Genomic DNA, 25947 nt, shown 5'->3' on the forward strand with positions numbered 1-25947 from the left:
CCCAGGTTAGTAGACCTCCAGGCCCTTTGCGCGGAAAACGTCGCGGACTTTTTCCACGTCCTCCGGTTTCGGCGGCTTGGTATCTGCCAAGTGGTAGGTCATATCGAGCCCCTCCCACTTGTCCTTGCCCATATTGTGGAAGGGCAAGACCTCGACGCGCTCCACATTGGACTTCCACCGCGCCACGATGGAGGCGACGTTTTCGACGTTCTCGGCCGAATCCGTCAGGCCCGGCACGACGACGAAGCGAATCCACACCGGCTTGCCTATCGCGTTGAGGCGGTCACCAAAATCGAGCGTGGGCTGCAGCTGGCGCCTCGTTACGCGCTGATAGGTTTCCTCGTCGCCCGACTTCACGTCCAGCAGCACCAGATCGATATTGTCTAGATCCTCATCGCGCAGGCGCGAGCCCAAGAACCCAGAGGTATCGATGGTGGTGTGGATGCCGGCGTCGTGGACTTCCTTGAGGACGCGCCGAGTAAAGGCAATCTGGAAGAGGGGCTCACCACCGGAGATGGTCAGGCCGCCACCGGAGGCTTGGAAGATGGGCTTATAGCGCTTGATGCGTTTGACCACATCGTCGACACGCTCCAAGGTGCCGGTCTTCATCTCCATGGTGTCCGGGTTATGGCAATACTGGCAGCGCAGGGGGCAGCCGGACATGAACATGGTCATACGGGTGCCCGGGCCGTCGACGGCGGTTACCAGCTCCCAAGAGTGCACGAGGGCGATATCGCCGGTGCGGCGCGCCTCCATGAGCTCGGGGCGGGTAATCTCATCGAGTTCGTGGTCGGTCCCCAGGCCCGCGGCAACACCGCGAACGCGCTCGCCGGATTCCGGCGACAGGGTGACCACACCAGTAATGCCATCAGCCATGATTATGAACCCTGGTGGAAGGTGCGGGAAATGACGTCAAGCTGCTGCTCCTTGGTGAGCTTGACAAAGTTGACCGCGTAGCCAGAGACGCGAACGGTGAGGTTCGGGTACTTCTCTGGGTGCTCGACGGCATCTTCCAGCGTGGACTTGTCCAGCACGTTGATGTTGGCGTGGTACAGGCCAGAGTTCATCTTGTGCTCGTCGCGGCTGGCCTTCATGTCTGAAAGGCGTTCTGCATAGGTTGGGGTTGCCATGATGGTTCTCCTTGTCGTGATTCTTATTGTTCCATGATGAAGCCGGCATCCAGCACGCCCACCAGGTTGGTGATGCGCTCTTCTGGGGTGCGGCCCAATCCGGACGGGGTGATGGTATTGGTCAGCGAGATGCCGTCCAGAGCATCCTTGTAATCCAGCTTGCCCACCGACAGCATGGAGGCGACCATGCCGTGGTTATCCGCGCCGTTTTCGGGGTTAGCACCCGGGGAGAAGGGGGTGCCGGCCTTGTGGCCCGACGGGAAGGAGCCTGTTGCCTTGCCGTAGACCACGTTGGAGGTAATGGTCAGCACGGACTGGGTGGGGATGGCGTTGCGGTACATCGGGATGGCCTTAATCTTTTCCATCACGGTGTGCACGATGGTGGCGGCGATGTCATCGGCGCGGTCATCGTCGTTGCCGTAGAACGGGAATTCGCCTTCGGTGATGTAATCCGTAATCAGGCCGGTCTCATCCCGGACCGGGGTGACCTTGGCGTACTTGATGGCGGATAGCGAATCGGCGACGATGGAAAGTCCCGCGATGCCGCAGCCCATGGAGCGGATGATATTGGAATCATGCAGCGCCATTTCCACGGCCTCGTAGGCGTACTTATCGTGCGAGTAGTGGATGATGTTTAGCGCCTCGACGTAGGTGCCAACCACCCAGTCCAGCATCTCCTCGTACTTTTGCCAGACCTCGTCGAAGTCCAACGGGCCATCGCCTTGAATCGGCTCGTAGCCTTCAACGATTTGCTTGCCGGAGACCTCATCCCGGCCGCCGTTCATGGCATAGAGCAGGGCCTTGGCGGCATTGACGCGGGCGCCGAAGAACTGCATCTGCTTGCCCACTTCCATCGGGGACACGCAGCAGGCAATCGCCGCGTCATCGCCCCACTCATCGCGAATCTGGCGATCAGACTCGTACTGGATGGAGGAGGTTTCAATGGAGATGTGTGCGCAGAATTCCTTGTAGCCTGCGGGCAGCTCCGGATCCCAGAAAATGGTGATATTCGGCTCCGGTGATGGCCCCAGGTTGATCAGGGTCTGCAGGAGGCGGAAGGAAGTCTTGGTGACCATGTGGCGGCCGTCGCTGCCGAAGCCGGCATCGGACCAGGTGGCCCAGTACGGGTCGCCGGAGAAAATCTGGTCATAGTCGATGGTGCGCAGGAAGCGGACGATGCGCAGCTTCAGCACGAGCGCGTCGATGATTTCCTGTGCCTGCTCCTCGGTGATGATGCCAGCGGCCAAGTCGCGCTCGAAGTAGCAGTCGAAGAACGCGGACAGGCGGCCGATGGACATGGCGGCGCCGTCCTGGGACTTGATGGAGGCGAGGTAGCCAAAGTAGGTCCACTGCACGGCCTCGTGGGCGGTGCGCGCCGGCTCGGAGATATCGAAGCCGTAGGACTCGGCCATCGCCTTGAGCTTCTTCAGGGCCTTGATCTGCTCGGAGTGCTCCTCGCGGTAGCGGGCCCAGTGCTCGGAAAAGCCGGCATCGGCAATGGCATCGCGGGCCTCAATCTTTTCTTGGATGAGAAAGTCCACGCCGTACAGTGCCACGCGGCGGTAGTCGCCGATGATGCGGCCGCGGCCATAGGCATCGGGCAGGCCGGTGATGATGTGTGATGAACGGGCGGCGCGGATGCGCGGGGTGTAGATATCGAAGACCGCATCGTTGTGGGTCTTGCGGTAGCGGGTGAAGATCTTCTCCACCTCGGGGTCTACCTCTTTGCCCGCCTCGCCGATGGCCTGCTTGACCATGCGCCAGCCGCCGAACGGCATCATGGCGCGCTTAAGCGGCGTATCGGTTTGTAGGCCGACGATGACGTCATCGTCTTCTGAGATGTAGCCGGCCGGGAAGGCATCGATATCGGTCGGGGTGTGCGTATCGACATCGTAAATGCGCTTTTCGCGCTCGACCGACAGGTAGTCCTTTTCCAGGGTGTCCCACACGCGCAGCGTCTTATCGGTGGGGCCAGCAAGGAAGCTGGAGTCGCCATCGTAAGGCGTGTAATTGCGCTGGATGAAATCGCGGACGTTGATGCCCTCGGTCCAAGGGCCGGGCGCAAAACCTTCCCACCCTTGATACTGCTGGGGCTTAGTTGCGGTAGTCATAATTCCCTTCTTCTGGGTCAAATTTCCCGGGGCACATGCCGCCTTTTTCTTCCCGCAGCATCAAGCCCCGTCACCTCTCCATTGTCGGCTCGATTCGCGAAATTAACAACCATAAACATCGCCGTGAGCACCAGTTATAAACCGGTCATCATACTTTGCTGGTAGCCCGATTTATATAAACCTCCCGTACGTTTTTGTTCGGGGGCAATCTAGCCCCGATCGTGGCTTTGCTCACGTACACTTTGGCGCCGACCTGCGTGTACCTCTACTGTTAAGGCGGTCAGCTTCGCTTCCGTAACAAGGAGGACTTCGTGGCGTCCCAGCCCAAGCACCCCGTAGACATCGTTCCCCCCGCGCCGAAACTCGCCGCCCTTGGGCTGCAGCACGTCCTCGCGTTTTATGCCGGGGCGGTCATCGTCCCGCTGCTCATCGCCAGCTCGTTGAACCTGGACGCGGAAACGACCATCCACCTCATCAATGCCGACCTTTTAACCTGCGGCATTGCGACGATCATTCAGTCGGTGGGCATCGGCAAGCATATTGGCGTGCGCCTGCCCATCGTGCAGGGCGTGACCACGACGGCGGTATCGCCCATCATCGCGATTGGCCTGGGCGCCACCGACGGCGAGGGCGGGGTGGCATCGCTGCCCACGATTTACGGCGCCATCATCGTCGCGGGCCTTTTTACCTTCTTCGCCGCGCCGGTCTTTGGCAAGGTGCTGCGCTTCTTCCCGCCGGTGGTTACCGGTTCGGTGCTGCTGGTGATGGGTACCTCACTGCTGGCGGTATCGGCCAATGACTTTGTCAATTATGCCGAGGGCGTGCCGGCCACGCGCGATTTGCTCTATGGCTTTGGCACGCTGGCGGTCATCATTATGGTGCAGCGTTTTTCCTCCGGCTTCGTGGGCACGTTGGCGGTGCTCATCGGCTTGGTCCTGGGCACGGGCGTGGCGCTCGCGCTTGGCGATGCCTCCTTTAGCGAAGTCTCCTCCTCCCCCGCCCTCGGCATTACGACGCCGTTTTATTTCGGCATGCCGCAATTTGACCTCGTGGCGATCTTCTCGCTGATTATCGTCATGATCATCACGATGGTGGAAACGACCGGCGATGTGTTTGCCACCGGTGAAATCGTCAAAAAGCGCATCCGCCGCGATGACGTGGTGCGCGCCATCCGCGCCGATGGTGTCTCCACCCTGGTAGGCGGCGTGATGAATTCCTTCCCCTATACCTGCTTTGCGCAAAACGTCGGCTTGGTGCGCCTGACCAACGTGAAATCGCGCTGGGTGGCCGTAGCAGCCGCGGGGTTCATGATCGTGCTGGGCCTGTTGCCGAAGGCCGGCGCGGTGGTTGCCGCGATTCCGTCGCCGGTGCTCGGCGGCGCATCGCTCGCGCTTTTTGCCAACGTGGCGTGGGTGGGCCTGCAGACCATTGCAAAGTCGGATCTCAGCGATGGCCGCAACTCCGTCATCGTCACCTCCGCGCTGGGCCTGGCCATGCTGGTGACCTTCAAGCCGGAGGTTGCCACTGCCTTCCCTGAGTGGGCGCAGACCTTCGTTTCTTCTGGCATGTCCATCGGCGCGATTACCGCCATCCTGCTCAACTTGTTGTTCTTCCACACCGGCAGCGCGAGCGCACAGGTCTCGCGCGCCGATGGCAAGGGCGTGAGCCTCAACGAGCTGAACGAGGCCTCGCGCGAGGAGTTTACCGCCGCGCTGCGCCCGCTCTTTAATAATGAGACCTGGCCGCTGGATCTGGCCTGGCAGTCCCGGCCGTTTAGCGATGTCAACGAGCTGCGCGCCGCCATCCAGGTTGCCGTGCTGACCGCGGATGCTGAACGCCGCGATGCGCTCATCCACGACTACCCCGCGATGGACGAGCTGCTTTTGGCCTCTGCCGATGAGGCGGCGAATATTTCCGCCGACCGCGGCTCGCTGGGACTCAGCGAGCTTGACGACGTGCAAACCGAGCGCATTACCGAGCTATCTGCCGCCTACCGCGAGCGCTTTGGAATGCCCTTTGTCGCGTACCTCGATACCAATGACACGGTGGAGCGCGTCATCGATGCCGGCGTGCGGCGCCTGGCCAATTCCGATGCGCAGGAATATCGCATTGCTCTCAGCGAAATCGTCGAGATCGCCAATGACCGCTTCGATATCCTGCTTGCCGATGCCAACCCCGTCCGCTCCTCCTGGGACCGCAAGTTCACCGAGGTAGATTAGGATCCGCAAAAGCACCGCAGTTCTTCAAGCAAGTACTGCGGTGCTTTTCTTGTGCGCCCGGTGAGACTTGAACTCACACGTCATAAGACACTAGAACCTAAATCTAGCGCGTCTGCCAATTCCGCCACGGGCGCGAGCAACGTTGAATAGTGTACACGGCGGGCTGATAAACAAGAAACCAGGGGCATTCCGTATTGCGGCGGCGGATAGGTAGGCTGGGTGAGGTGAGTATGCACGAGGATCAGAAGAAACGGCGCGTGAAGGTGCGGTGGTGGCACATCGCCCTCGTCATTTTTTTCGTGGTGCTTTTCCTCTTCCTCGCCTATTGGCAGTGGACGCGCTTCCGCTCCGGCTCGGGCACTTTCCAAAACTTGGGCTATGCCTTTCAGTGGCCTCTTTTTGCGGTATTCGTGGTCTATGCTTATCGCACCACCCTGCGCTATGAAAATGAGCGCCTTGCCGCGGAAAACGAAGCCCGCGAGATGGATTCGCTGCAGGCCTCAAAAAACGCCTCTGAAAATGTCGGCTCAGAATCTGGTTTGATAGGCGGAGATTCGGCAGCTGGTTCGGAGGCCGGTAGCTCGATGGGCCGCGGGTCGGCGGAGAAAACCGCCATCGATGAGGATTTCTTGCCGCAGCGCCCGCAGCTGAATGTGGAAGAGTTTAATGCGTTGAATCAGCCTCGGCGCCGCCGCGGCTCCCCCGCAGAGGGGCGCGACGAAGGTCCGACAGATAAAAGGAGAAAATAAATCATGACAAACCAGGTACACCCAGACCGCAAGGCGCGCATCCGCGGCCCGCTGAAGTTCTTTTCCATCGCGGCCACGGTAACCGGTATCTTCCTGATCATCCTGGTCATCCGCATGTTCTTCCAGTACGTCATGGGCGCAGAAATCCCGGAATGGGCGACCTACATCGCCATCGTGCACGGCATCGCGTACATGACCTATCTGCTGTCCATCCTGATTCTGGGCCCGCGTGCGCTGTGGCCCGCCGGCAAGCTGATTACCACCGCGCTCGCCGGCGTGGTGCCCTTCCTGTCCTTCTGGATGGAGCACAAGCGCCGCAAGGAAATCGAGGAGCAATTCCAGCTCAACGCTTAATTAGCTGGCCAGCTCTGCGATAAGCGGGACCAGCTGGGAAAGGGCGCGGCCGCGGTGCGAGACCGCGTTCTTTTCTGCGGGCGACATTTCCGCCGCAGAACGCGACTCGCCCTCTGGCTGGAAGAGCGGGTCGTATCCAAAACCATTGGCGCCGCGCGGCTCGCGCAATAGGCGGCCTTCCCAACGCCCCTCGGCCACGCGCTCTGTGCCCTCGGGGGTCACGAGGGCACACACGGAGACGAAGGCGGCGGCGCGCCGGTCATCCGGCACATCCGCCATCTGCGCCAAGACTAGGTCATTATTGGCCTGGTCGTTGCCATGTTCGCCGGACCAGCGGGCAGAGAGCACCCCGGGCATGCCGTTGAGCTCCTCGATGGCCAGCCCGGAATCATCCGCGATGGTCACCAGGCCCGTGGCGGCGGCCCCAGCGCGGGCCTTAATGAGCGCGTTATCGGCAAAGGTGCGGCCATTTTCGACGGGCTCTGGGTAGGGTTCGACCTCGGAAAGCAGGCGCAGCTCCACGCCCTCGATGCCCGCCTCGGACAAGATACGATCGAGCTCGGCCAGCTTCTTCGGATTGCCGGAGGCGACGAGGATTACCATCCCAGCGCCGCTTTCTGCGCCGCGATGAGCTCGCTGCAGCCCTTCTGGGCCACATCCAGCATGCCGTTGAGCTGCTCGCGGCCGAAGAGCCCGTGCTCGCCGGTGCCCTGGATTTCTACGAAGTCGCCGGATTCTTGCATCACCACGTTGAGGTCCACCTCGGCGCGGGAATCTTCCTCATAGGGCAAATCCAAGCAGATTTCGCCGTCGATGATGCCCACGGAGACCGCGGCGATGGGATCGAGCAGTGGCTCGCCGGGGACAACGCCCTCGGCCTTGAGGTGGGTGATGGCATCGGCAAGCGCGACATAGGCGCCGGTGATGGAGGCGGTGCGGGTGCCGCCATCGGCCTGCAGCACGTCGCAGTCGAGCTGGATGGTGTTTTCGCCCAGCTCCTCCAAGTCCACAGCGGCGCGCAGGGAGCGGCCGACCAGGCGGGAAATCTCGTGGGTGCGGCCCTTGACCTTGCCGCGCATGGACTCGCGCGGCATGCGGTCGTGGGTGGCGGACGGCAGCATGGCGTACTCGGCGGTCAGCCAGCCCTCGCCGGAATCGCGCTTAAAACGCGGCACCCCAAGTTCGACGGAGGCGGTGCACATCACGCGGGTATTGCCAAATTCCACCAAGACGGATCCAGCCGGGTTGGTGGTGAAATTGCGGGTAATGCGGACGCTGCGCATTTGGTCGAGCGCGCGCCCATCGGCACGAGTAAATTCAGTCATGCCCTCCAGCGTAACTTAGAACTGCATGCCCGCAGTACCCAGCACGATCTCGCCGTCGAATTCCTCCCGCGCCGCCGCCACGGTGGCCTCAGCATCGCCCCAGGGCTGGATGTGGATTAACACCAGCGTGCGAACGCCCGCTTCCCGCGCCGCGCGCCCCGCTTCCGCGCCCGACATGTGCATGCCGGGTGCCATGCCCTCGGAGGAAGCACCCCAGGTGGCCTCGCAGAGGAAGAGATCGGCGCCCCGGGCGGCATCGACAAGCGCGGGCGTATAGGACGTGTCGCCGGAATAGGTAATGGTCTTGCCGGTCTTGGCGTGCTCGATGCGCAGCGCATAGGCCTCAACCGGGTGATTGACGGGGAAGGGGGTGATAAAGACGTCATCGACAAGCTGGCGCTCCCCCGCCACCCACGGGCTAAACGCCAAGGTATCGGACATATCGTCGATCCCATTTACCTCGTCAGAGGACAGGCGGCCTAGGTGCGTCGGCGTGGCGGAGGGGCCGAAGCAGAAGTTACGCGAGGCCGCCGGGGCGGTGGGATGGAAGCGGCGCCACACCATGAGGGAGGGAAAATCCGCGCAGTGATCCGCGTGCAGGTGGCTAAAGGCCACGTGAGCATCGCACGGATCCTGCAGTTGAGCTAGCTGGCCCAGCGTGCCCGAGCCCATATCCAGGATGATGGATGGTGCATTGTCGAAGGACACGACATAGCCGGAGGCAGGATTGTCTGCGGTGGGTACGCTACCGGAGCAGCCTAGGATGGTCAGCTTCATGGAACCAATAGTTCCATGAATCCGGCCCAAATGCTGGTACCGCGCGCAAAAGGGGGAGGATTAGCCGATCTGCGGGCCCAAAAAGCGCGTGGCCAGCTGGGCGAAGACCTCTGGAGCACCGGTGGATTCGAAGGAATGGACCGGCTGGTTGCCCTCGGGGGCGAGCATGTCCGTTTCCGTGAGCAGGCGCATGACGTCCTTGGTGGTTTCCTCTGAGGAGGTCACCAGGGACACGTTTTCGCCCATGGCGAGCTGGATGATGCCGGTAAGCAGCGGGTAGTGCGTGCATCCCAGGACCAAGGTGTCCACGCCCTGGGCCTGCAGGGGCGCAAGGTAGCCCTCGGCGACGCCGAGGATCTGGCGGCCCGCGGTAATCCCGCGCTCGACAAAGGGAACGAAGTCCGGGCAGGCCGCGGCTACCGCCTCAACATTGGGGTTGACCGCGAACAGGTCCTGGTACGCGCCGGATTTGATGGTGCCCTCAGTGCCGATGACGCCGATCTTGCCATTGCGCGTGGTGGACATGGCGCGGCGCACGGCCGGGCGGATGACCTCCAGGATGGGGATATCATAGCGCTCGCGGGCATCGTGCAGGAAGGCCGCGGTGGCGGTATTGCAGGCGATGACCAGCATCTTGCAGCCGCGTTCTACCAGCTCATCGGCGATATCCTGGGAAAAGGCCCGCACCTGCGAGATGGGCCGCGGCCCGTAGGGGCCGTGGGCGGTATCACCCTTATAGATAACGGATTCTTGCGGCAGCTGCTCCATCACCGCGCGGGCCACGGTCAGCCCGCCGACGCCCGAGTCAAAGATGCCGATGGGAGACGACGCGTTGGGCATTATTTCCTCCCTGCCTTTGCGGGGTTATCGGAAGTGATGAACATGCCGGCCGCTACACCGCCCAGGGCGCCGAAGAGGTGGCCTTGCCAGCTAATGCCCTCGGCGACGGGCAATACGCCCCAAATCAGCCCGGAATAGGAAAAGCCCAGGATAATGCCCAAAATGATCTGCAGCAGGGAGCGATTGAAGACGCCGCGCACCACGAGGTAGGCCAGCCAGCCATAGACCAGCCCGGACGCGCCGATATGCGAGGTTCCGGCTCCGCCCAAAAACCACGTGCCAAGGCCCGCCACCACGGTGGTGATCAAGGTGACCTCCCACCACACCCGGCGCCCGGACAAGCCGATGAGGAAGCAAAACAGGGCACCCGGCAGCGAGTTGGACATCAAGTGCTCCAGGCTGCCGTGCAAGAGCGGCGCCGTGATGATGCCCCACAGGCCGTCTACATCGAGCGGGCGGATGCCGTAATTGGACAACCCGCCGCCGAAGACAACGGCGTTAATCAAGTGGACCGACCACTCCACCGCGAGGAAGCCCAATGCCAGGGATAGGCCGGTGCTGATGCGGCCACGGCCGCGGTTGTTCGTGTTAGTCGGCGCCGGCTGATTTCGTGAAGTTCCACCCATAGTCATAATGGGCAATATCTTAGCCGAGCAAGTCGCGATACGCGCGAAGCCCCAGGCCAGGGCGTGCGGCGGTGACCGCGGTGACGATGGCCTCCTCCACCACGTCGGCCGCCGCGGCGCACAGCTGGACCATATCCACCTCACCCGGTTCCTGCGCCGTCGACAAGGCGAAAATGGTATCTCCGTCCAGCGGCGAATGCGCGGGGCGAACGGCGCGCGCAATCCCGTCGTGGGCCGTCATGGCGAGGCGTTGGGCTTGGGCGGTGGTAACGGGGGCATCGGTAAGCACGGCCCCAATCGTCGTATTCAGCTTCGCCGCCGGGTGCGGCAGCTCGCGGTAAGCGTCCGCGTTGACCGGCGTGCGGCCCGGCGCGCCGTAAAGGCGACCTGTGTGCGGGTCGATGACCTCGCCCACGGGATTGGCCACCATCGCGGCGCTGACCTCGTAGTTTCCCACCTTGCGGGTGGCCAGGCCGAAGCCGCCGCGCAGCTTGCCCGCCGTGGCGCCGACGCCCGCGCCGACAGTGCCCACCGTCTCGTCGTGGCCGGCCATGGCCGCCCGCAGCGCCGCCGCCCCATCCTCCGGTCCCGGGCGGGAGGGGCCGACCAGCAGATCGAAAATCACCGCCGCCGGCACGATGGGCACACGTGGGCCGGGCTTGTCCTCGCCAAAGACGGGGAAACCCACCCCGTGGGCTTCCAATTCGCGCATGACGCCGTCAGCGGCCGCCAAGCCGAAGGCGGACCCGCCCGCGAGCACGATGGCGTGGACGCGCTCAACGGTATTGTGCGGTTGCAAGAGATCGGTCTCGCGCGTACCGGGCCCGCCGCCGCGCACATCCACGCTGGCTAGCGCGCCCTTCGGGCCGCAGTAGAGCACGGTGGCGCCAGTGTCCTCGCCGGAAAAATGGCCAATGCTAATGCCGTCAATCATTAATCCATCAACACTTCCAGCAGGGAATCCTGGCAATAGGCCAGCCATTCCACCAAGGTATCGCGGTCCGTCATGAGGTTTTCGTCGGTCGCTTCCCCGGCCGCGACGTATAAGCGCAGATCATTGAGGCCGGCCACGAAGGCCTGGGCCTCCTGTTCCGAAATGGAGACCTCTACCCCGCCGGTAGGGCCGAGCGCATTGCCGATGACCTGCAGGTTCTGCAGCTTCGCCCGCGCGATGTCATTTTCGTGCAGCGAGCGCAAGAGGGAGGCATCGCCGTCGTATTCCTCATCGCCGGGCTTTTGGAAGTCCGGAAACAGCCGCGCCAGGGAAGGATCTTCTGGAGCCTCGGTGTGGCCGGTGGGCATGTCTAGCATTTCAGCGAGCTCGTCCTTCGGCGCGGACTGGGCGCGGCCGATGATCGCCTCAGAGACGGTGGCGGTGAGGTTGCCAATGACCTCGCGCTCCATGGGCTCGAATACCGCCGTGATTTTGGACCCGCGCATCAGCGATTTCTTCTTTTTCCACGGTTGCATCTATCTACCCTGCCTGTTGCATCGTCGCCCACAGACCCGCGATCTGGAGCTTTTTAACGTCCGCCTCAACCTTGTCCTTTTCGCCGCTGGACACGGCGGCCTTGCCTTCCGTGTGGACCTGCATCATCAGCTCGTTGGCCCGCTTTTTGTCGTAGCCCAAAACGGTTTGGAATACGTAGGACACGTAGCTCATCAAATTGACGGGATCGTCCCAGACGATGCACATCCACGGCAGGTTCTCGCTCGCGGCCACATCAACTTCGATTCCTTCATCCAAGTCGGGCGTGGCCATGGGAGAGCTCATACGGACTTCGGGGTGTTGCGGCTTCATGCCTTATAGCCTAATCATTTTTCGCTGGCATTTTGGGCATTGGGTCTCCCCGCAGCTCACCAGGGTGGTGGCCCGGGTATGCTGAAAGCTTCTTAACCTGTGAGTAGTATCAGGCTCATGAATGACATAGCACGCTCTATCGATCGCTCCACCGCTTTGCTCACGGATAAATACGAGCTCACCATGCTGCAGGCTGCGCTTCGCGATGGCACCGCCCACCGCAACGTGACCTGCGAGGTCTTTTCCCGCCGCCTGCCCAATGAGCGTCGCTACGGCGTCGTCGCCGGCACCGACCGCGTGTTGCGCGCGGTAGAGGACTTCCGCTTCTCCCCCGAGCAGCTGGAACAGATGGATTTCCTGGATGAAGATACCCGACAATACCTGCGCGACTGGCGCTTTTCCGGGCAGATCGATGGCTACCGCGAGGGCGAGCTGTATTTTCCCAACTCTCCTATCTTGACGGTGCGCGGCACCTTTGGCGAGTGCGTGGTGCTCGAAACCATCGTGCTGTCTATCTTGAATGCCGATTCCGCCGTCGCCTCTGCCGCATCCCGCATGGTCACCGCCGCCGATGGCCGCCCCATTCTGGAGATGGGCAGCCGCCGCACCCACGAATACGCGGCCGTAACCGCCGCCCGTGCCGCGTACCTCGCCGGGTTTACCGCCACCTCCAATCTGGAGGCCGGCTTCCGCTACGGCATCCCGGTATCTGGCACCGCCGCCCACGCCTGGACCTTGGCGCACACGAACCCGGATGGCACGAGCAATGAGGAGGCGGCCTTCCGCGCGCAAATCGATACCCTGGGCATCGATACCACCCTGCTGGTGGATACCTATGACATCACCAAGGGCGTCGACACCGCCGTCAAGGTCGGTGGCCCGGAGCTTGGCGGGGTGCGCATCGATTCCGGTGACTTGGGTGCGGTGACCCGGCGCGTGCGCAAGCAGCTCGATGAGCTGGGCAATCACAATACCAATATCGTTGTTTCCTCCGATTTGGACGAGTTTGCCATTGCGGGTCTGCGCGGCGATCCCGTCGATGTCTACGGCGTGGGCACCTCCGTGGTCACCGGCTCTGGTGCCCCGACTGCGGGCATGGTCTACAAGGTCGTCGAGGTCGACGGGGTCCCGGTGGCCAAGCGCTCGTCGTCCAAGCAATCGGTGGGCGGGGCCAAGCGCGCGCTGCGCACCTACCGGTCCTCCGGCGTGGCGGTAGAAGAGGTCGTCTACCCCTTTGCCGCAGACGCGCCGGATACGGGCCAGCTCACCACCCGCGAGTTGACCATTCCCTTGATGCGCGATGGGCACATCGTAGAGGACCTGCCCGATCTTGAGGCCTCCCGCACCTACTTGAACGAGGCCCGCAAGACCCTGCCGTGGGAGGGCCTGGCGCTTTCGCGCGACGATGCCGCCGTGCCCACGCGAATGGTGGGCTTTAAGGACTAGGTCGCTAGACTGTGTGGGGTGAGTGACCCCGCAGATGAGCCCCTAAACCACGACACGGAAACGCTGCTAGGCGCGGCGGTGGATGCGCTCGGCGGCTCCCGCCGCGAAGGCCAGGTTCGCATGGCCAACGCGGTATCCAAGGCCTTGGAATCCGAGCGCCACCTCGCCGTTCAGGCGGGCACGGGTACGGGTAAATCCTTGGCCTACCTGGTTCCGGCCATCCGGCATGCGATGAACTCGGGTTCCACCGTCGTCGTCTCCACCGCCACGCTGGCGCTGCAGCGCCAGTTGGTGGAGCGCGACCTCCCGCGGCTGACGGAGGCGCTAGCCGATGTCATGGAGCGCACCCCCACCTTCGCCATCATGAAGGGCCGCAATAATTACGTATGCCTGAATAAGATCGCGGCCACACCGGATGACCCGGAGGCTCTTATCGATGAGTCCGATATCTCCTACCGCGGCAAGGCCGTGCGCCGCATCCACGACTGGGCGCAGGAGACCGAGACCGGCGACAGGGACGATTTAGACTTCGGCGTGCCGGATTTGGTGTGGCGGGCGGTATCGGTGACCTCGAATGAGTGCTTGGGCGCCGGGCGCTGCCCGCACGGTGCGGATTGCTTCGCCGAAGAGGCCCGCAGGGCGGCTGCCGATGTCGATATCATCGTCACCAACCACGCCATGCTCGCGATCGATGCCATCTCTGAGGCCAATATCCTGCCCGAACACGATGTGGCGATCATCGACGAGGCCCACGAGCTCGATGGGCGCATTACCTCCGTTTCCACGGCGGAGATTACTTCCCGCGCCATTAAGATGGCGGCGAACCGGGCTAAGTCATTGGGCAATGCCGGGAACCTCACGGAGTTGGCCGATGAATTCGATGATCTGCTGCGCGTCCAGGAACCCGGCCGCTGGACGGATTTAGATGAGACGTCGCAGGCACATTTGCGCGCGCTTGCCGATGAATTCTTGCGCGTTAAATCCCTCATCTCCCGCGCCCCAGAAGGCGAGGCCAACGATGACCCAGAAAAGAACGCCGAGCGCCAAAACTTAAGCAATCACCTCACGGACCTGGCCGAGGCGATCAGGCGAATCTTGGAGGTCTTCGCCACCGATGATCCTGCCGCGCAGGACGATGTCGTGTGGCTGGAGGGCACCGATACGCTCGCCGTCGCGCCGCTGTCTATCGCGCATATGCTGCGCGAGAACCTATTTGGGGAGCAAACGGTGGTGCTCACCTCGGCCACGCTGGCCCTGGGCGGGCGATTCGACGCCATGGCGGCACAATGGGGCCTGCCGTCCGGCACGTATGACACGCTCGATGCAGGAACGCCCTTTGACCCGGCGAAATCCGGCATCTTATATACCGCCAAACACCTTCCATCACCGGGGCGCGACGGCCTGTCCGCCGAAACCTTGGAGGAAATATACGAGCTCATCATGGCCGCCGGCGGGCGCACGCTGGGGTTATTCTCCTCGCGTAGGGCGGCAGAAGAAGCCGCGGAGGCCTTGGCGCCGCGATTGCCGTTTGATTTGTATGTGCAGGGCGAAGATGCCATCGGCACGCTGGTGGACAAGTTCTCCACGAAGGAAAACTCCTGCCTGTTTGGCACGTTAACCCTCTGGCAGGGCGTGGATGTGCCGGGGCCATCGTGTTCGCTGGTCCTCATTGACCGCATCCCCTTTCCGCGGCCCGATAACCCGCTGCTGCAGGCCCGATCCCAGGCAGCCGATGCCGCCGGCCGCTCCGGGTTCATGGAAGTCTCCGCCAATCACGCGGCCTTGCTTATGGCGCAGGGATCCGGGCGACTTTTGCGCCACGTGACGGACCGCGGGGTCGTCGCCGTGCTGGATAACCGGCTGGAATACAAGCGCTATGGCTCATTCCTCAAGGCGTCCATGCCGCGGTTCTGGCAAACCACGAACCCGGAGACGGTGCGCGGGGCGCTTAAGCGATTGGTCGCCGCAGCGCACACACGGTAGCCGAGTCCGGGGCGATCTCGGTAAACCCAGCGTCGATGATGACCACCGCGTCCTCCTGCGCGCATGCGGTGCGAAATACCTCCGCGTCCACCTCGCGGACGGAAAGCGGGAAATCTTCTGCTGCCCAGGCGGCGGCCTCCTCTTCGCTCATAGCCGCGGCGAGCATCATCGAGCCGTGGCCCACCTGGGCGGCGGCCTTGCCCGCGGTCATGGCGAGGCTGCGGTCGACGTAGATAATGGGGGCATCGGCAAGCGGAGTGCCTGGCTCATCCATCGCGAGATCAGTATGGCCGATCTGCAGCTTGCTAATGAGCGGATCCACCTCTCCCACCGCCGAGGGCGCAAAAGCACGCGCGCGGTCATCGACGGTCACGCCAGGCAGTAGCTGCACATCGCGCCACGCCTTATTGCGCGCGCGGCGGGCGATCTTGCGGATGCGGTGGCCGTACCACTGCGCGAGCGCCGCGGCGAAGGCACCGTCCTCACCGGCGCGGTCATCCAGACAGGTGGCCACCACGGCGCGAGCGGCCGCGGCGAGCACCTCGCTGCGCTCCGGCGGATCCTGCTTGGGCAGGTGGAGCGCGATCTGCATCGCTTGCACGGTGGACGGATCCGCGGGGTCCTCGTGAGAATCCCGGGCGGCGCAGGCGGCAACGAGGCGTTGGTGCGCTATTTCGAATTTAGACATTGGCAATCCCCAGCATCGGTAGGACGGCGTCGAGGCGGCGCGGTGTGATGCAGGCATCGGCGGCCTCGCGCAGCGCCGGCTTCGCATCAAAAGCGACGCCCAGCCCGGCGGCGGTGACCATGGCGATGTCATTGGCGCCATCGCCCACCGCGACTGTGGACTCCATCCCGATTCCGGAATCCGCGGCGAATTCGCGAAGAAAGTCTTCCTTGGCCTGGCGGTCGACCACCTTCCCAATAACTTTGCCGGTCAGCTTCCCATCGCGGATTTCCAGAGTATTGGCCCGCACGTAGTCGAGCTGGAGGTCTGTGGCCAAGCCCTCGAGTACCTGAATGAAGCCACCCGAGACCACCGCGGTGCGGTGGCCTAAGCGGCGCAGTGTCCCGATCGCTTCCTTCGCACCGGGCGTGAGCTCGATATCGCGGGCGACCTCTTCGATGATGGAGGCATCTAGGCCCTCCAGCACCGCGACGCGCTCGCGCAGGGACTCCTCGAAGTCCAATTCGCCACGCATGGCGCGCTCGGTCACCGCGGCCACCTCTGCTTCCTTGCCCGCGTGGGCGGCGAGCATCTCGATAACCTCGCCTTCAATCAGCGTCGAATCGCAGTCGAAGCACACCAAGCGCTTGCCCCGATTGCCCAAGCTCTCGAGGGAGATATCAATGCCGCGGTCCTCGGCAACCTCCCGCAGCGCCCGCCGCGCCGAGTCTGCGTCTTCGAGCGACACAGTAATTTCCACCGCGGAAAGGGAATCCAATGCTATCCGGCGCATGCGAAACGTCTCCCCTTTCACGGTCTCCTGCACCGCGCTAATGTCCTCAGCGGTAATCTCCGCGCCGATGAGCGCGACGGCATAGCTTGGCGCAACGGACACCTCGTGTCCGAAGGGCGCCATGGCCTCGCGCACTCGTTCTTCTAGGGCAGCGTTACCGCACTGCGCGGTGAGGGCGAGGTGATTGGAGGGGGTGGCGAGGTGGACATCGGCAAGCGGGGCAGAGAAATCAGCCAACGCGGTAAAGAAAGCGGCGGCCGCCCCTGGCTCGTCCGGTCCGAAGCTAGTAATGGTCGTGGTTTCAGCTTGAGTATTCACACCGGCCATTATCCCACACACGCCAAAGCCGCCCTCCCTACCTCTGAGAGGCTGGGGAAGGCGGCTGTAGTCAGGAGTTAAAGTGCGGGCTTAGTGCTTGCCCACGTGAGCTTCCTCGCGCATGCGCTCAACCATGTGCGGGTAGTGCAGCTCGAATGCCGGACGCTCGGAGCGGATGCGTGGCAGGGAGGTGAAGTTGTGGCCCGGAGGCGGGCAGGAGGTTGCCCACTCCAGAGAGTTGCCGTAGCCCCATGGGTCATCCACGGTAACGACCTCACCGTAGCGCCAGGACTTGAAGACGTTCCAGACCAGCGGGATAACGGAAGCGCCGAGGACGAAGGAGAAGATGGTGGAAATCTGGTTGAAGACCGTGAAGCCATCAGACTCGAGGTAGTCGGCGTAGCGACGCGGCATACCCATGTTACCGACCCAGTGCTGAATCAGGAAGGTGCCGTGGAAGCCGATGAAGGTCAACCAGAAGTGAATCTTGCCCAGGCGCTCGTCCAGCATGCGGCCGGTCATCTTCGGGAACCAGAAGTACAGGCCACCGAATGCGGAGAACACAACCGTACCGAACAGGGTGTAGTGGAAGTGCGCAATCAGGAAGTAGGACTCAGCCAAGTGGAAGTCCAGCGCCGGAGCGGCGAGCATAACACCGGTCATACCGCCGAAGAGGAAGGTAGCCATGAAGCCCATGGCCCAAATCATCGGGGTATCCCAGGTGATGTGGCCCTTCCACATGGTGCCGACCCAGTTGAAGAACTTCACACCGGTAGGCACTGCAATCAGGAACGTCATGAACGAGAAGAACGGCAGCAGGATGGCGCCGGTGACGAACAGGTGGTGTGCCCAGACGGCCATGGACAGCGAGCCGATGGCCAGGATGGCGAAGACCAAGCCGATGTAGCCGAAGACCGGCTTGCGGGAGAAGACCGGGACGATCTCGGAGACAACGCCGAAGAACGGCAGCGCGAGGACGTAGACCTCAGGGTGGCCGAAGAACCAGAATAGGTGCTGCCACAGGATGGCACCGCCGTTAGCGGAATCGTAGATGTGGCCGCCTAGCTTGCGGTCATACAGCACGCCCAGAGCGGCTGCGGTCAGCAGCGGGAAGATCATCAGCACGATGGCGGAGGCGGTGAAGATACCCCAGCAGAAGACCGGCATGCGGAACATGGTCATGCCCGGTGCGCGCAGGGTCAGGATGGTGGTGATCATGTTGATGGCGGAAGCAATGGTACCGACACCGGTAGCGCCCACACCGACGATCCACATATCGGCGCCGATACCGGGGGTGTGGACGCCATCGGCAAGCGGCATGTACATGGTCCAGCCGAAGTCAGCCGCACCACCAGGGGTGATAAAGCCCAGCAGCATGACGACACCGCCGAGCAGGGTAACCCAGAAACCAAAGGCGTTCAGACGCGGGAAGGCCACGTCCGGTGCGCCGATCTGCAGCGGCAGGATGTAGTTACCAAAGCCCCAGACAACTGGCGTTGCAAAAAGCAGCAGCATTACGGTGCCGTGCATGGTGAACAGCTGGTTGAACTGCTCATTGGACAGGAACTGCAGACCCGGGGTGAAAAGCTCCGCACGGATCAGCAATGCCATGAAGCCACCGAGGAAGAAGAAGCTGAAGGCCATGATCAAGTACATGATGCCCAGCTGCTTGTGGTCGGTGGTGGTTAAAAATACCCAAGCCTTTGAACCGGTCTTTTCCCTACCGGTTGGCTCTGGACGTGTGGGAGCGACGTAATCGTCGACCCGTGGCGCCACAGCGGTCATAGAATCCTCCTGAATAACAAAGTGTCAGCGGACTGGGTCCACCTACACCTAGGTTTACTCCGATTATATTAGGACATTTTCCCCTGTTCTTGCCAGCTTCCCTTAAAGGTCTTCCAGCTTGGGGGTATTCCCTCAATAACCACAACCGTCACATAGCCCCTGCACGTGGGGCGGGCATCATTTAAGGCCTACATTCTCTCGCCCAGGTTGTGGTGTCGCATGTCACAGCGTGCGCCAGATACGCAGGTCAAAAACCGAAAAACGCACCCCCGCTCGTTATCAACCTTTCGGTTGAGGTTAAAGCGAGGGTGCGCGGGAAAGGTTAGAAGTCCCAGTCATCGTCCGTGGTGTCCTCGGCCTTGCCGATGACATAGGACGAGCCCGAGCCGGAGAAGAAGTCGTGGTTCTCATCGGCATTGGGCGAAAGAGAAGACAAGATGGCCGGCGAGACGCGGGTCTCATCCGCCGGGAAGAGGCCTTCAAAGCCCAAGTTATTCAGGGCCTTATTGGCGTTATAGCGCAGGAAGCGCTTGACGTCTTCGGTCCAGCCCAGCTCGTCGTAGAGATCCTCGGTGTAGTCGATCTCGTTGTCATAGAGCTCGAAGGCCAGGTCGAAGGTGTAGTCCTTCAATTCCTCTTGGCGCTTTTCATCCAGCTTCTTGTATTCCTGCTGGAATTTATAGCCAATGTAGTAGCCGTGCACGGCCTCATCGCGGATGATCAGCCGGATGATATCGGCGGTATTGGTCAGCTTCGCGCGGGAGGAGAAGTACATCGGCAGATAGAAGCCAGAGTAGAACAAGAAGGATTCCAGCAGCGTGGAGGCTACCTTCTTCTTCAGCGGATCATCGCCGTTGTAGTAGGACAAGATGATCTTGGCCTTCTTCTGCAGGTTCTCATTTTCTTCGGACCAGCGGAAGGCATCATTGATCATCGGCGTGGAGGCCAAGGTCATAAAGATATTGGAATAGGACTTGGCGTGCACCGACTCCATGAAGGCGATATTGGTATATACCGCCTCCTCGTGCAGGGTCTGCGAATCCGGCAGCAGGGAGATCGCGCCCACCGTGCCCTGGATGGTATCCAGCAGCGTGAGGCCGGTGAAGACCCGCATGGTGGTTTCTTTTTCTTTTTCCGTCAGCGTCTTCCAGCTGGGGAGGTCATTAGAGACTGGGACCTTTTCTGGGAGCCAGAAATTACCGGTCAACCGCTCCCAGACCTCTAGGTCCTTGTCATCTGGGATATTATTCCAGTTGATGGCCTTCACTGGCTGGTCGTGACTAGAAAGGTAGTCATCGTACTCATGCGACACGCGACGTCACTCCAATACTCGAAACTGATTGATTTTTGATGTCTAGTTTACCCAATTCGGCGCGCACGAAGCCCGCCGCATAGGGCATGATTTTCGCCACCGCTTATACTGAATCAACGCTGTATAACCATGGAGGAAGAAATGACAGGCACCACTCCCCTCTTGGGACCCGTGGTGGATCAACTGGGCGCGGATATCGTCAGCGGCGACATGGCGGAAGGCACGCGGTTTCGCCTTGGGGACATCGAGAAGCGCTTTGGCATCTCCCGCACCGTGGCGCGCGAGGCCATGCGCACCCTCGAGCATCTGGGAATGGTTTCTTCTGGGCGCCGGGTGGGCCTCAAGGTGCTGCCGCGCAGCAGCTGGGCGGTTTATGATCCCGCCGTTATTTCGTGGCGGCTGGGCCACGATAGAACGCGCGCGGAACAGGTCGCGCGCCTCAACGAGCTGCGCCTTGGCATCGAACCGGTGGCGGCGCAGCTTGCCGCGCGCAATGCCAGCCCGCAGCAGCGCCGCGAATTGCTGCGACTAGCAGGAAGGCTCAGCGAGCTCGAGACCACCCCTTCCCCACGGGTGGGCGAAGAACTCGAAACCGACCTGCAATTTCATACCCTCATCTTGGAGGCCTCCGGCAATGAGATGATTGCCGCGCTGGCGCCGGCCTTGCTGGCCATCTTGAAGGGCAAGTCCGTCTTTGGTTCCCGCAAGCGGGATCCGATTCGCGGCACGACGCAGCTACATATGGATTTAGCGCGGGAGATTGACGCCGGCGAGGCCAAAGCCGCCGAGCGCACCTCCCGCGCTATCCTGGACCGCGCCCGCGCTTAGAGCATGCAGGAAACGCAGCCCTCGATCTCGGTGCCTTCCAGTGCCATCTGGCGCACGCGGATGTAGTACAAGGTCTTAATCCCCTTGCGCCAAGCGTAAATCTGCGCCTTATTCACATCGCGGGTGGTGGCGGTGTCCTTGAAGAACAGCGTCAGCGATAGCCCTTGGTCCACGTACTTCGTGGCCTCAGCGTAGGTATCAACGATCTTCTCGTAGCCAATCTCGTACGAGTCCTTGAAGTATTCCAAGTTGTCGTTATCCATATGCGCTGCCGGGTAGTACACGCGGCCGATCTTGCCTTCCTTGCGGATTTCAATCTTGGAGGCAATCGGGTGGATGGACGAGGTGGAATTGTTGATATAGGAAATCGAGCCCGTCGGCGGCACTGCCTGGAGGTTGCGGTTGTAGAGGCCGTACTTGGCGACGTCCTCCTTCAGCTCCGCCCAGTCTTCTGCGGTGGGGGTGTAGATGGAGGAGGCATCGAAAAGAGCCTTGACCTTTTCCGTGCGCGGCTGGAACTCTGCCGGATCGTAGGAGTCGAAGAACTCGCCGCTGGCGTAGTCAGATTCGGGGAACTCGGTGAAGGTCGTGTCGCGCTCGCGGGCGATCTTATTGGAGGCGCGCAGGGCGGCGTACATGATGGCCGCGAAGTAGGCGTTGGTGAAGTCCAAGCCCTCCTCGGAGCCGTACTCGATGTGCTCGCGGCCCAAGTAGCCGTGCAGGTTCATCTGGCCCAGGCCGATGGCGTGCGAGTCATCGTTGCCCTTGCGCACGGATGGAACGGAATCGATGGAGGTCTTATCCGCCACCGAGGTCAGCCCGCGAATCGCGGTCTCCACCGTTTGGGAGAAGTCCGGCGAGTCCATGGTCATGGCGATATTCAGCGAACCCAGGTTGCAGGAAATATCGTTGCCCACCTGGTCATAAGAAAGATCCGCATTGAGCTCGGAAGCGGAGTTGACCTGCAAGATCTCCGAGCACAGGTTGGACATATTAATCCGGGAGGTCTTGACCGGGTTGGCGCGGTTTACCGTATCTTCATACATGATGTACGGGTAGCCGGACTCGAACTGCAACTCCGCCACGGTTTGGAAGAAGTGGCGCGCGTTGATCTTCTTCTTCCGGATGCGCGGGTCCTCGACCATTTCTTCGTAGTGCTCGGTAACGGAGATATCGCCGAAGGCCTTACCGTAGACGCGCTCGACGTCGTACGGCGAGAACAGGTACATATCGTCGTTCTTCTTGGCCAGCTCGAAGGTGATATCCGGGATCACTACGCCCAAGGACAGCGTCTTGATGCGGATCTTTTCATCCGCGTTCTCGCGCTTGGTGTCGAGGAAGTTCATGATGTCCGGGTGGTGGGCGTTGAGGTACACCGCGCCCGCGCCCTGGCGCGCACCGAGCTGGTTAGCGTAGGAGAATGCATCCTCCAGCATCTTCATCACCGGAATGACGCCGGAAGACTGGTTCTCGATGTGCTTAATCGGCGCGCCGGATTCGCGGATATTGGACAGCAGCAGGGCCACGCCGCCGCCGCGCTTGGACAGCTGCAGCGCCGAGTTGATGGAGCGGCCGATGGATTCCATATTGTCTTCGATGCGGAGCAGGAAGCAGGAAACCAATTCGCCGCGCTGCTGCTTGCCGGCATTTAGGAAGGTCGGCGTGGCGGGCTGGAAGCGGCCGGTCATGATCTCATCGACGAGGCGCTCTGCCAGCTCACCATCGCCATCACCAAGGAAAAGCGCCGTCATAGAGACGCGGTCCTCAAAGCGCTCTAAGTACCGGCGGCCGTCGAAGGTCTTCAGCGTGTAGCTGGTGTAGTACTTATAGGCGCCAAGGAAGGACTTGAAGCGGAACTTATAAGAGTAGGCGCGCTTGAATAGGGACTTGATGAACTCGAAGTCATAAGCCTCAATGACCGCTGGGTCATAGTACTTATTGCGCACCAGGTAATCGATCTTTTCTTCCAGGTCATGGAAGTAGACCGTGTTCTGATTAACGTGCTGCAAGAAGAACTGATTGGCGGCCTCGCGGTCCTTATCAAATTGAATCTTGCCGTCTCCGTCGTAGAGATTCAGCATGGCGTTGAGCGCGTGGTAATCCAGCTGCTCTTCCTGCGATACTGGCTCTGCTACGGTCTTTCCCAATTGCGTACTCACAGCTGACGCGGCCTTTCTTAAAATCAGGATTCTATTAGGTGTGTCGCACCGCGGCTAGGCGGCCTCATCCAGTCCCAACTGGGAAGCATTAGCCAGCAGGCCTTCGCGACAAATTTTTATATCTTCATCGTTTCCGAGCAACTCGAAACGATATACATAGGGCACCTTACATTTGGCGCTGATGACGTCACCAGCCTTGCCAAAATCGGCGCCGAAGTTGCTATTTCCTCCGGCGATAACCGCCCGAATAAAACTGCGGTTGTGCTCATTATTAAGGAATCTAATTACCTGCACCGGTACGGGCCGGGAGTTTTGGTGGCTAATGGAGGCTCCCCCGCCGTAGGTGGGGCACACCAAGACGAAAGGCTCGTTGACCACTAGCGGCTCATCGGTGCGGCGCAAAGGGATTCGCGCGCTAGGGAAACCTAGCTTCTGCACGAACCGGTGCGTATTTTCCGTAGTAGAGGAAAAATACACGACCAACATGACGGCACCTCCCTCCTCGGCTGCTTACGCAGAGGCGGCTAGCGCGGCAAGGTTCTTGATGCGGTCAGGGCGGAAGCCGGACCAGTGCTCGCCGTTGGCTTCTACGACGGGTGCCTGGACGTAGCCCAGAGCCATAATGTAGTCACGGGCTTCATCGTCCACGGTGACATCTACCACGTTGTAATCCAGACCCGCGCGGTCAAGGGCCTTCTTGGTGGCGTTGCACTGAACGCAAGCGGGCTTGGTGTAGACGGTGATAGACATAATAACTCCCTAAAATCCTTTTGCGAGATAGCTTTTGCTCGTAGAAAGCGGAGGTTCTGGTCCTTTTCGGGCCACTTCCTGCACCGCTCTGAGCGACACCAACGACACTATACTTTGGGGGAATTGACCGCAACTGACACAACATATAGTAGTTACACCCATGATATTCCCAGGAGGGCCAGGGGCGAGACCCCACATGTTGACCACCCCGGCACCCAACCGTGAAACTACACGCCTGACATTCCTGCGGGTTTACCTTCTGTTCACCTAAACATGTGGCAAAGTTCACATTCTGGCGTCGAACCGCAGAAACGAAAAATCCGCCCCGCTCCGAATGCTCGGAGGAGGCGGACTTCCTTAAGTTTCAATTAGCCCTGACGAGCCTTGAAACGGGGATCCTTCTTGTTGATCACGAAGACCTTACCGTGGCGGCGAATAACCTGGGCGCCCGGCTTCTTCTTCAGCGACCGAAGGGACTTACGGACCTTCATCGGGCGCTCCTTTCGTTATGCGCAATCTACATGCGGTTGAGTAAATAAAGCACGGACTGGGAATCCCCAGCCATGACACGAGGAATAATTTTACCTCACGCGGCCATTAAGACCAAAACACTAGGGCTTAATGGGGTGCGGATTCCCGCGAGTAGCGGGATTTCATCTCCTCGCCTACCTCATCCAGGCTACGTCCCATGGTCTCTGGTACCAAAATGCGGGTGTAGCCGATGGCGATGAGCCCCAGTACGCCGAATACACCAAAGGCCACCGGGCCGGTGAGCCACTCCACCAGCGGCAAGAAGTACTGGGCCACGGCCCAGTTGGTGGCCCACAGCGAGAGCCCGGCGATGCCCATGCCCAAGCCGCGTACCTGCAGGGGTACGAGCTCCGAGATGAGCAACCAGGTTGTCGGCGAGACCGCTGCTTGCTGGAAGGCAATGAACGAGGCCATAAATACCAGCGAGACCATCGCCATCGTGGTGGAATCGGCGGCGTGCGAGTACGCCACGGACAAGATGAATAGCGAAATCACGTTGCCGGTCAGGCCGATGAGCAGCAGGCGCTTGCGGCCGATGCGGTCGACCACCTTGAGGCCCACCCAGCAGGCAATAACGGAGACCACGCCAATGACAATCGAGGTATAGACCGAGTTGGTGGTAGAAATTCCCACCTGGCTCATCATGGTGGGAGCGAAGTAGACAATGGCATTAACGCCGGTGATCTGCTGGGTCAGGCCCATCAGCATGGCGAGCAATACCGTTACCTGCATCCAGCGATTGGCCTTCAGCGCCTTCCACTCGGAGCCGCTGGAGCGGCGCGCCGTTTCCTGGGAGGTAAGCTCCGCAAGGTCCATCCCGGCGCGGCCTGCGACCTCACGGGCCCGCGCCATTTTGTTATGCGTAGCGAGCCAGACTGGGGTCTCTGGCAAGAAGAGCATGCCCACGGCGAGGGCGGCGCCCGGTACGGCCGCAAGCCCCAGCATCCATTCCCAGCTTTCCGTGGGCGCGAGGGCAGAATTTACTAGGTAGGCCAAGAGCTGGCCCACCACGATCAGTAAGGTATTCAGGGAGACCATGCGCCCGCGGATCTTGGCTGGCACCATCTCTGAGATATACATGGGCGAGACAATGGATACCGCACCGACGGCAAAGCCCAAGAAGGTACGGGCCGTGGCCAGCATGGTCACCGATCCAGCCAGCGCGCACCAGATGGAGCCCAAAACGAAAATGATGCCGCCGGCAATCAGCGTAAAGCGGCGGCCAAAACGGTCCGCGATGCGGCCTGCGGTCAACGCGCCCACCGCGGCACCCACCAGCAGCATGGAGGTCACCCAGCCCTCTTGGTGGGCGGTCATATTAAATTCCGGGGTGATATACAGCAAAGCACCGGACATCACGCCGGTGTCGTATCCAAATAATAAACCGCCAAGGGCGGCAATTCCTGCAACTACCTTGACATAACTTTCTTTATTCACAGCACG

The 25947-nt window shown here is 61.2% G+C and carries 26 protein-coding genes and 1 tRNA gene; 6 read left to right on the forward strand and 21 right to left on the reverse strand.

Features of this window, described 5'->3' with window-relative positions:
• Positions 1–6: 6 nt before the first annotated feature.
• The 3 genes from pflA to pflB are packed head-to-tail and all read right to left on the reverse strand — an operon-like array spanning position 7 to position 3241.
• A complete protein-coding gene (pflA, locus tag ACP8IT_RS09535; RefSeq protein WP_005277788.1) occupies positions 7–876 on the reverse strand; it encodes a pyruvate formate-lyase-activating protein in 870 nt (289 codons plus the stop codon).
• A gap of 2 nt (positions 877–878) precedes the next feature.
• Positions 879–1130 carry an autonomous glycyl radical cofactor GrcA2 gene (grcA2, locus tag ACP8IT_RS09540; protein ID WP_005284503.1) on the reverse strand — a complete coding sequence of 84 codons (252 nt, stop codon included), beginning with the start codon at positions 1128–1130 and terminating at the stop codon, positions 879–881.
• A gap of 23 nt (positions 1131–1153) precedes the next feature.
• Positions 1154–3241, reverse strand: a complete 2088-nt coding sequence (pflB, locus tag ACP8IT_RS09545) for a formate C-acetyltransferase (RefSeq protein WP_005277782.1) — start codon at positions 3239–3241, stop codon at positions 1154–1156.
• Between the two features lie 311 nt (positions 3242–3552).
• Here pflB and ACP8IT_RS09550 point away from each other — a divergent pair, with 311 nt between their 5' ends.
• On the forward strand, positions 3553–5460 hold the full coding sequence (locus ACP8IT_RS09550; RefSeq protein ID WP_126319689.1) for a solute carrier family 23 protein: 1908 nt from the start codon (positions 3553–3555) through the stop codon (positions 5458–5460).
• 52 nt (positions 5461–5512) lie between these two features.
• Here the strand turns inward: ACP8IT_RS09550 and ACP8IT_RS09555 are convergent.
• Positions 5513–5594: transfer RNA gene (locus ACP8IT_RS09555), tRNA-Leu, on the reverse strand.
• A gap of 96 nt (positions 5595–5690) precedes the next feature.
• Here ACP8IT_RS09555 and ACP8IT_RS09560 point away from each other — a divergent pair.
• On the forward strand, positions 5691–6209 hold the full coding sequence (locus ACP8IT_RS09560) for an MreC domain-containing protein (RefSeq protein ID WP_284629182.1): 519 nt from the start codon (positions 5691–5693) through the stop codon (positions 6207–6209).
• 3 nt (positions 6210–6212) lie between these two features.
• Positions 6213–6563, forward strand: coding sequence for a DUF3817 domain-containing protein (locus ACP8IT_RS09565; RefSeq protein WP_005277777.1), 351 nt, complete (start codon positions 6213–6215; stop codon positions 6561–6563).
• On the opposite strand, the gene rdgB is transcribed toward ACP8IT_RS09565, so the two are convergent.
• Genes rdgB through clpS form a run of 8 tightly spaced genes read right to left on the reverse strand, consistent with a single transcriptional unit; the run spans position 6564 to position 11932 of the window.
• Entirely contained in the window at positions 6564–7166 is a 603-nt protein-coding gene (gene rdgB, locus ACP8IT_RS09570) for an RdgB/HAM1 family non-canonical purine NTP pyrophosphatase (RefSeq protein ID WP_284641533.1), read from the reverse strand.
• A complete protein-coding gene (gene rph, locus ACP8IT_RS09575; RefSeq protein ID WP_126319695.1) occupies positions 7160–7888 on the reverse strand; it encodes a ribonuclease PH in 729 nt (242 codons plus the stop codon). Before rph ends, rdgB begins: the two co-directional genes overlap by 7 nt.
• A gap of 15 nt (positions 7889–7903) precedes the next feature.
• The gene (locus ACP8IT_RS09580; RefSeq protein WP_126319697.1) at positions 7904–8665 is read right to left on the reverse strand and encodes an MBL fold metallo-hydrolase; all 762 of its coding nucleotides are present in this window, start codon (positions 8663–8665) and stop codon (positions 7904–7906) included.
• A gap of 60 nt (positions 8666–8725) precedes the next feature.
• Positions 8726–9505 carry a glutamate racemase gene (murI, locus tag ACP8IT_RS09585; RefSeq protein WP_490289978.1) on the reverse strand — a complete coding sequence of 260 codons (780 nt, stop codon included), beginning with the start codon at positions 9503–9505 and terminating at the stop codon, positions 8726–8728.
• Positions 9505–10137, reverse strand: coding sequence for a rhomboid family intramembrane serine protease (locus tag ACP8IT_RS09590; RefSeq protein ID WP_490289979.1), 633 nt, complete (start codon positions 10135–10137; stop codon positions 9505–9507). Before ACP8IT_RS09590 ends, murI begins: the two co-directional genes overlap by 1 nt.
• Positions 10138–10150: 13 nt before the next feature.
• A complete protein-coding gene (locus ACP8IT_RS09595) occupies positions 10151–11065 on the reverse strand; it encodes a P1 family peptidase (protein WP_490289980.1) in 915 nt (304 codons plus the stop codon).
• Entirely contained in the window at positions 11065–11601 is a 537-nt protein-coding gene (locus ACP8IT_RS09600) for a DUF2017 domain-containing protein (RefSeq protein WP_490289981.1), read from the reverse strand. Before ACP8IT_RS09600 ends, ACP8IT_RS09595 begins: the two co-directional genes overlap by 1 nt.
• 4 nt (positions 11602–11605) lie before the next feature.
• On the reverse strand, positions 11606–11932 hold the full coding sequence (gene clpS, locus ACP8IT_RS09605; RefSeq protein WP_005277757.1) for an ATP-dependent Clp protease adapter ClpS: 327 nt from the start codon (positions 11930–11932) through the stop codon (positions 11606–11608).
• A 117-nt stretch (positions 11933–12049) separates the two neighbouring features.
• On the opposite strand from clpS, the gene ACP8IT_RS09610 reads away from it, so the two are divergent.
• The gene (locus tag ACP8IT_RS09610) at positions 12050–13378 is read left to right on the forward strand and encodes a nicotinate phosphoribosyltransferase (protein WP_005284538.1); all 1329 of its coding nucleotides are present in this window, start codon (positions 12050–12052) and stop codon (positions 13376–13378) included.
• 18 nt (positions 13379–13396) lie between these two features.
• Positions 13397–15361, forward strand: coding sequence for an ATP-dependent DNA helicase (locus tag ACP8IT_RS09615; protein WP_490289982.1), 1965 nt, complete (start codon positions 13397–13399; stop codon positions 15359–15361).
• Here the strand turns inward: ACP8IT_RS09615 and ACP8IT_RS09620 are convergent.
• The 4 genes from ACP8IT_RS09620 to nrdF form a co-directional block, all read right to left on the reverse strand.
• Complete coding sequence (locus ACP8IT_RS09620; protein WP_284612754.1) at positions 15327–16049, reverse strand: peptidyl-tRNA hydrolase; 723 nt, start codon at positions 16047–16049, stop codon at positions 15327–15329. The genes ACP8IT_RS09615 and ACP8IT_RS09620 overlap by 35 nt on opposite strands.
• Entirely contained in the window at positions 16042–17148 is a 1107-nt protein-coding gene (gene serB / locus ACP8IT_RS09625) for a phosphoserine phosphatase SerB (protein WP_490289983.1), read from the reverse strand. The genes ACP8IT_RS09620 and serB overlap by 8 nt, the downstream gene beginning before the upstream one ends.
• A gap of 81 nt (positions 17149–17229) precedes the next feature.
• Positions 17230–18924 carry an aa3-type cytochrome oxidase subunit I gene (ctaD, locus tag ACP8IT_RS09630; RefSeq protein ID WP_005277744.1) on the reverse strand — a complete coding sequence of 565 codons (1695 nt, stop codon included), beginning with the start codon at positions 18922–18924 and terminating at the stop codon, positions 17230–17232.
• A 322-nt stretch (positions 18925–19246) separates the two neighbouring features.
• Positions 19247–20236: a class 1b ribonucleoside-diphosphate reductase subunit beta gene (gene nrdF, locus ACP8IT_RS09635; RefSeq protein WP_005277742.1), complete on the reverse strand. Its 990-nt coding sequence runs from the start codon at positions 20234–20236 to the stop codon at positions 19247–19249.
• 141 nt (positions 20237–20377) lie between these two features.
• Here nrdF and ACP8IT_RS09640 point away from each other — a divergent pair, with 141 nt between their 5' ends.
• Positions 20378–21064: a FadR/GntR family transcriptional regulator gene (locus ACP8IT_RS09640; RefSeq protein WP_490289984.1), complete on the forward strand. Its 687-nt coding sequence runs from the start codon at positions 20378–20380 to the stop codon at positions 21062–21064.
• Here the strand turns inward: ACP8IT_RS09640 and nrdE are convergent.
• The 5 genes from nrdE to ACP8IT_RS09665 all read right to left on the reverse strand — a co-directional run bounded on the left by nrdE (position 21061) and on the right by ACP8IT_RS09665 (position 25941).
• Entirely contained in the window at positions 21061–23223 is a 2163-nt protein-coding gene (gene nrdE / locus ACP8IT_RS09645) for a class 1b ribonucleoside-diphosphate reductase subunit alpha (RefSeq protein WP_126319713.1), read from the reverse strand. The genes ACP8IT_RS09640 and nrdE overlap by 4 nt on opposite strands.
• Positions 23224–23277: 54 nt before the next feature.
• Complete coding sequence (gene nrdI / locus ACP8IT_RS09650) at positions 23278–23709, reverse strand: class Ib ribonucleoside-diphosphate reductase assembly flavoprotein NrdI (protein ID WP_005277734.1); 432 nt, start codon at positions 23707–23709, stop codon at positions 23278–23280.
• A gap of 24 nt (positions 23710–23733) precedes the next feature.
• On the reverse strand, positions 23734–23973 hold the full coding sequence (gene nrdH, locus ACP8IT_RS09655; protein ID WP_005284554.1) for a glutaredoxin-like protein NrdH: 240 nt from the start codon (positions 23971–23973) through the stop codon (positions 23734–23736).
• 368 nt (positions 23974–24341) lie between these two features.
• Positions 24342–24464 carry a type B 50S ribosomal protein L36 gene (gene ykgO / locus ACP8IT_RS09660; protein ID WP_003847162.1) on the reverse strand — a complete coding sequence of 41 codons (123 nt, stop codon included), beginning with the start codon at positions 24462–24464 and terminating at the stop codon, positions 24342–24344.
• 127 nt (positions 24465–24591) lie between these two features.
• Positions 24592–25941, reverse strand: coding sequence for a sugar porter family MFS transporter (locus ACP8IT_RS09665; protein ID WP_284612749.1), 1350 nt, complete (start codon positions 25939–25941; stop codon positions 24592–24594).
• Positions 25942–25947 lie beyond the last annotated feature (6 nt).

The sequence above is a fragment of the Corynebacterium sp. LaCa_23 genome (assembly GCF_058182375.1).

Bases quoted from the DNA above. Each gene is read 5' to 3' on its own strand.
- nrdH (WP_005284554.1), bottom strand. From the start codon at position 23,973: ATGTCTATCACCGTCTACACCAAGCCCGCTTGCGTTCAGTGCAACGCC.
- murI (WP_490289978.1), bottom strand. From the start codon at position 9,505: ATGCCCAACGCGTCGTCTCCCATCGGCATCTTTGACTCGGGCGTCGGC.
- rdgB (WP_284641533.1), bottom strand. From the start codon at position 7,166: ATGGTAATCCTCGTCGCCTCCGGCAATCCGAAGAAGCTGGCCGAGCTC.
- ctaD (WP_005277744.1), bottom strand. From the start codon at position 18,924: ATGACCGCTGTGGCGCCACGGGTCGACGATTACGTCGCTCCCACACGT.
- ACP8IT_RS09560 (WP_284629182.1), top strand. From the start codon at position 5,691: ATGCACGAGGATCAGAAGAAACGGCGCGTGAAGGTGCGGTGGTGGCAC.
- clpS (WP_005277757.1), bottom strand. From the start codon at position 11,932: ATGAAGCCGCAACACCCCGAAGTCCGTATGAGCTCTCCCATGGCCACG.
- ACP8IT_RS09600 (WP_490289981.1), bottom strand. From the start codon at position 11,601: ATGCAACCGTGGAAAAAGAAGAAATCGCTGATGCGCGGGTCCAAAATC.
- ACP8IT_RS09590 (WP_490289979.1), bottom strand. From the start codon at position 10,137: ATGACTATGGGTGGAACTTCACGAAATCAGCCGGCGCCGACTAACACG.
- ykgO (WP_003847162.1), bottom strand. From the start codon at position 24,464: ATGAAGGTCCGTAAGTCCCTTCGGTCGCTGAAGAAGAAGCCGGGCGCC.
- pflB (WP_005277782.1), bottom strand. From the start codon at position 3,241: ATGACTACCGCAACTAAGCCCCAGCAGTATCAAGGGTGGGAAGGTTTT.
- rph (WP_126319695.1), bottom strand. From the start codon at position 7,888: ATGACTGAATTTACTCGTGCCGATGGGCGCGCGCTCGACCAAATGCGC.
- grcA2 (WP_005284503.1), bottom strand. From the start codon at position 1,130: ATGGCAACCCCAACCTATGCAGAACGCCTTTCAGACATGAAGGCCAGC.
- serB (WP_490289983.1), bottom strand. From the start codon at position 17,148: ATGGCCGGTGTGAATACTCAAGCTGAAACCACGACCATTACTAGCTTC.
- ACP8IT_RS09640 (WP_490289984.1), top strand. From the start codon at position 20,378: ATGACAGGCACCACTCCCCTCTTGGGACCCGTGGTGGATCAACTGGGC.
- ACP8IT_RS09580 (WP_126319697.1), bottom strand. From the start codon at position 8,665: ATGAAGCTGACCATCCTAGGCTGCTCCGGTAGCGTACCCACCGCAGAC.
- ACP8IT_RS09620 (WP_284612754.1), bottom strand. From the start codon at position 16,049: ATGTCTAAATTCGAAATAGCGCACCAACGCCTCGTTGCCGCCTGCGCC.
- ACP8IT_RS09610 (WP_005284538.1), top strand. From the start codon at position 12,050: ATGAATGACATAGCACGCTCTATCGATCGCTCCACCGCTTTGCTCACG.
- ACP8IT_RS09565 (WP_005277777.1), top strand. From the start codon at position 6,213: ATGACAAACCAGGTACACCCAGACCGCAAGGCGCGCATCCGCGGCCCG.
- nrdI (WP_005277734.1), bottom strand. From the start codon at position 23,709: ATGTTGGTCGTGTATTTTTCCTCTACTACGGAAAATACGCACCGGTTC.
- pflA (WP_005277788.1), bottom strand. From the start codon at position 876: ATGGCTGATGGCATTACTGGTGTGGTCACCCTGTCGCCGGAATCCGGC.
- ACP8IT_RS09595 (WP_490289980.1), bottom strand. From the start codon at position 11,065: ATGATTGACGGCATTAGCATTGGCCATTTTTCCGGCGAGGACACTGGC.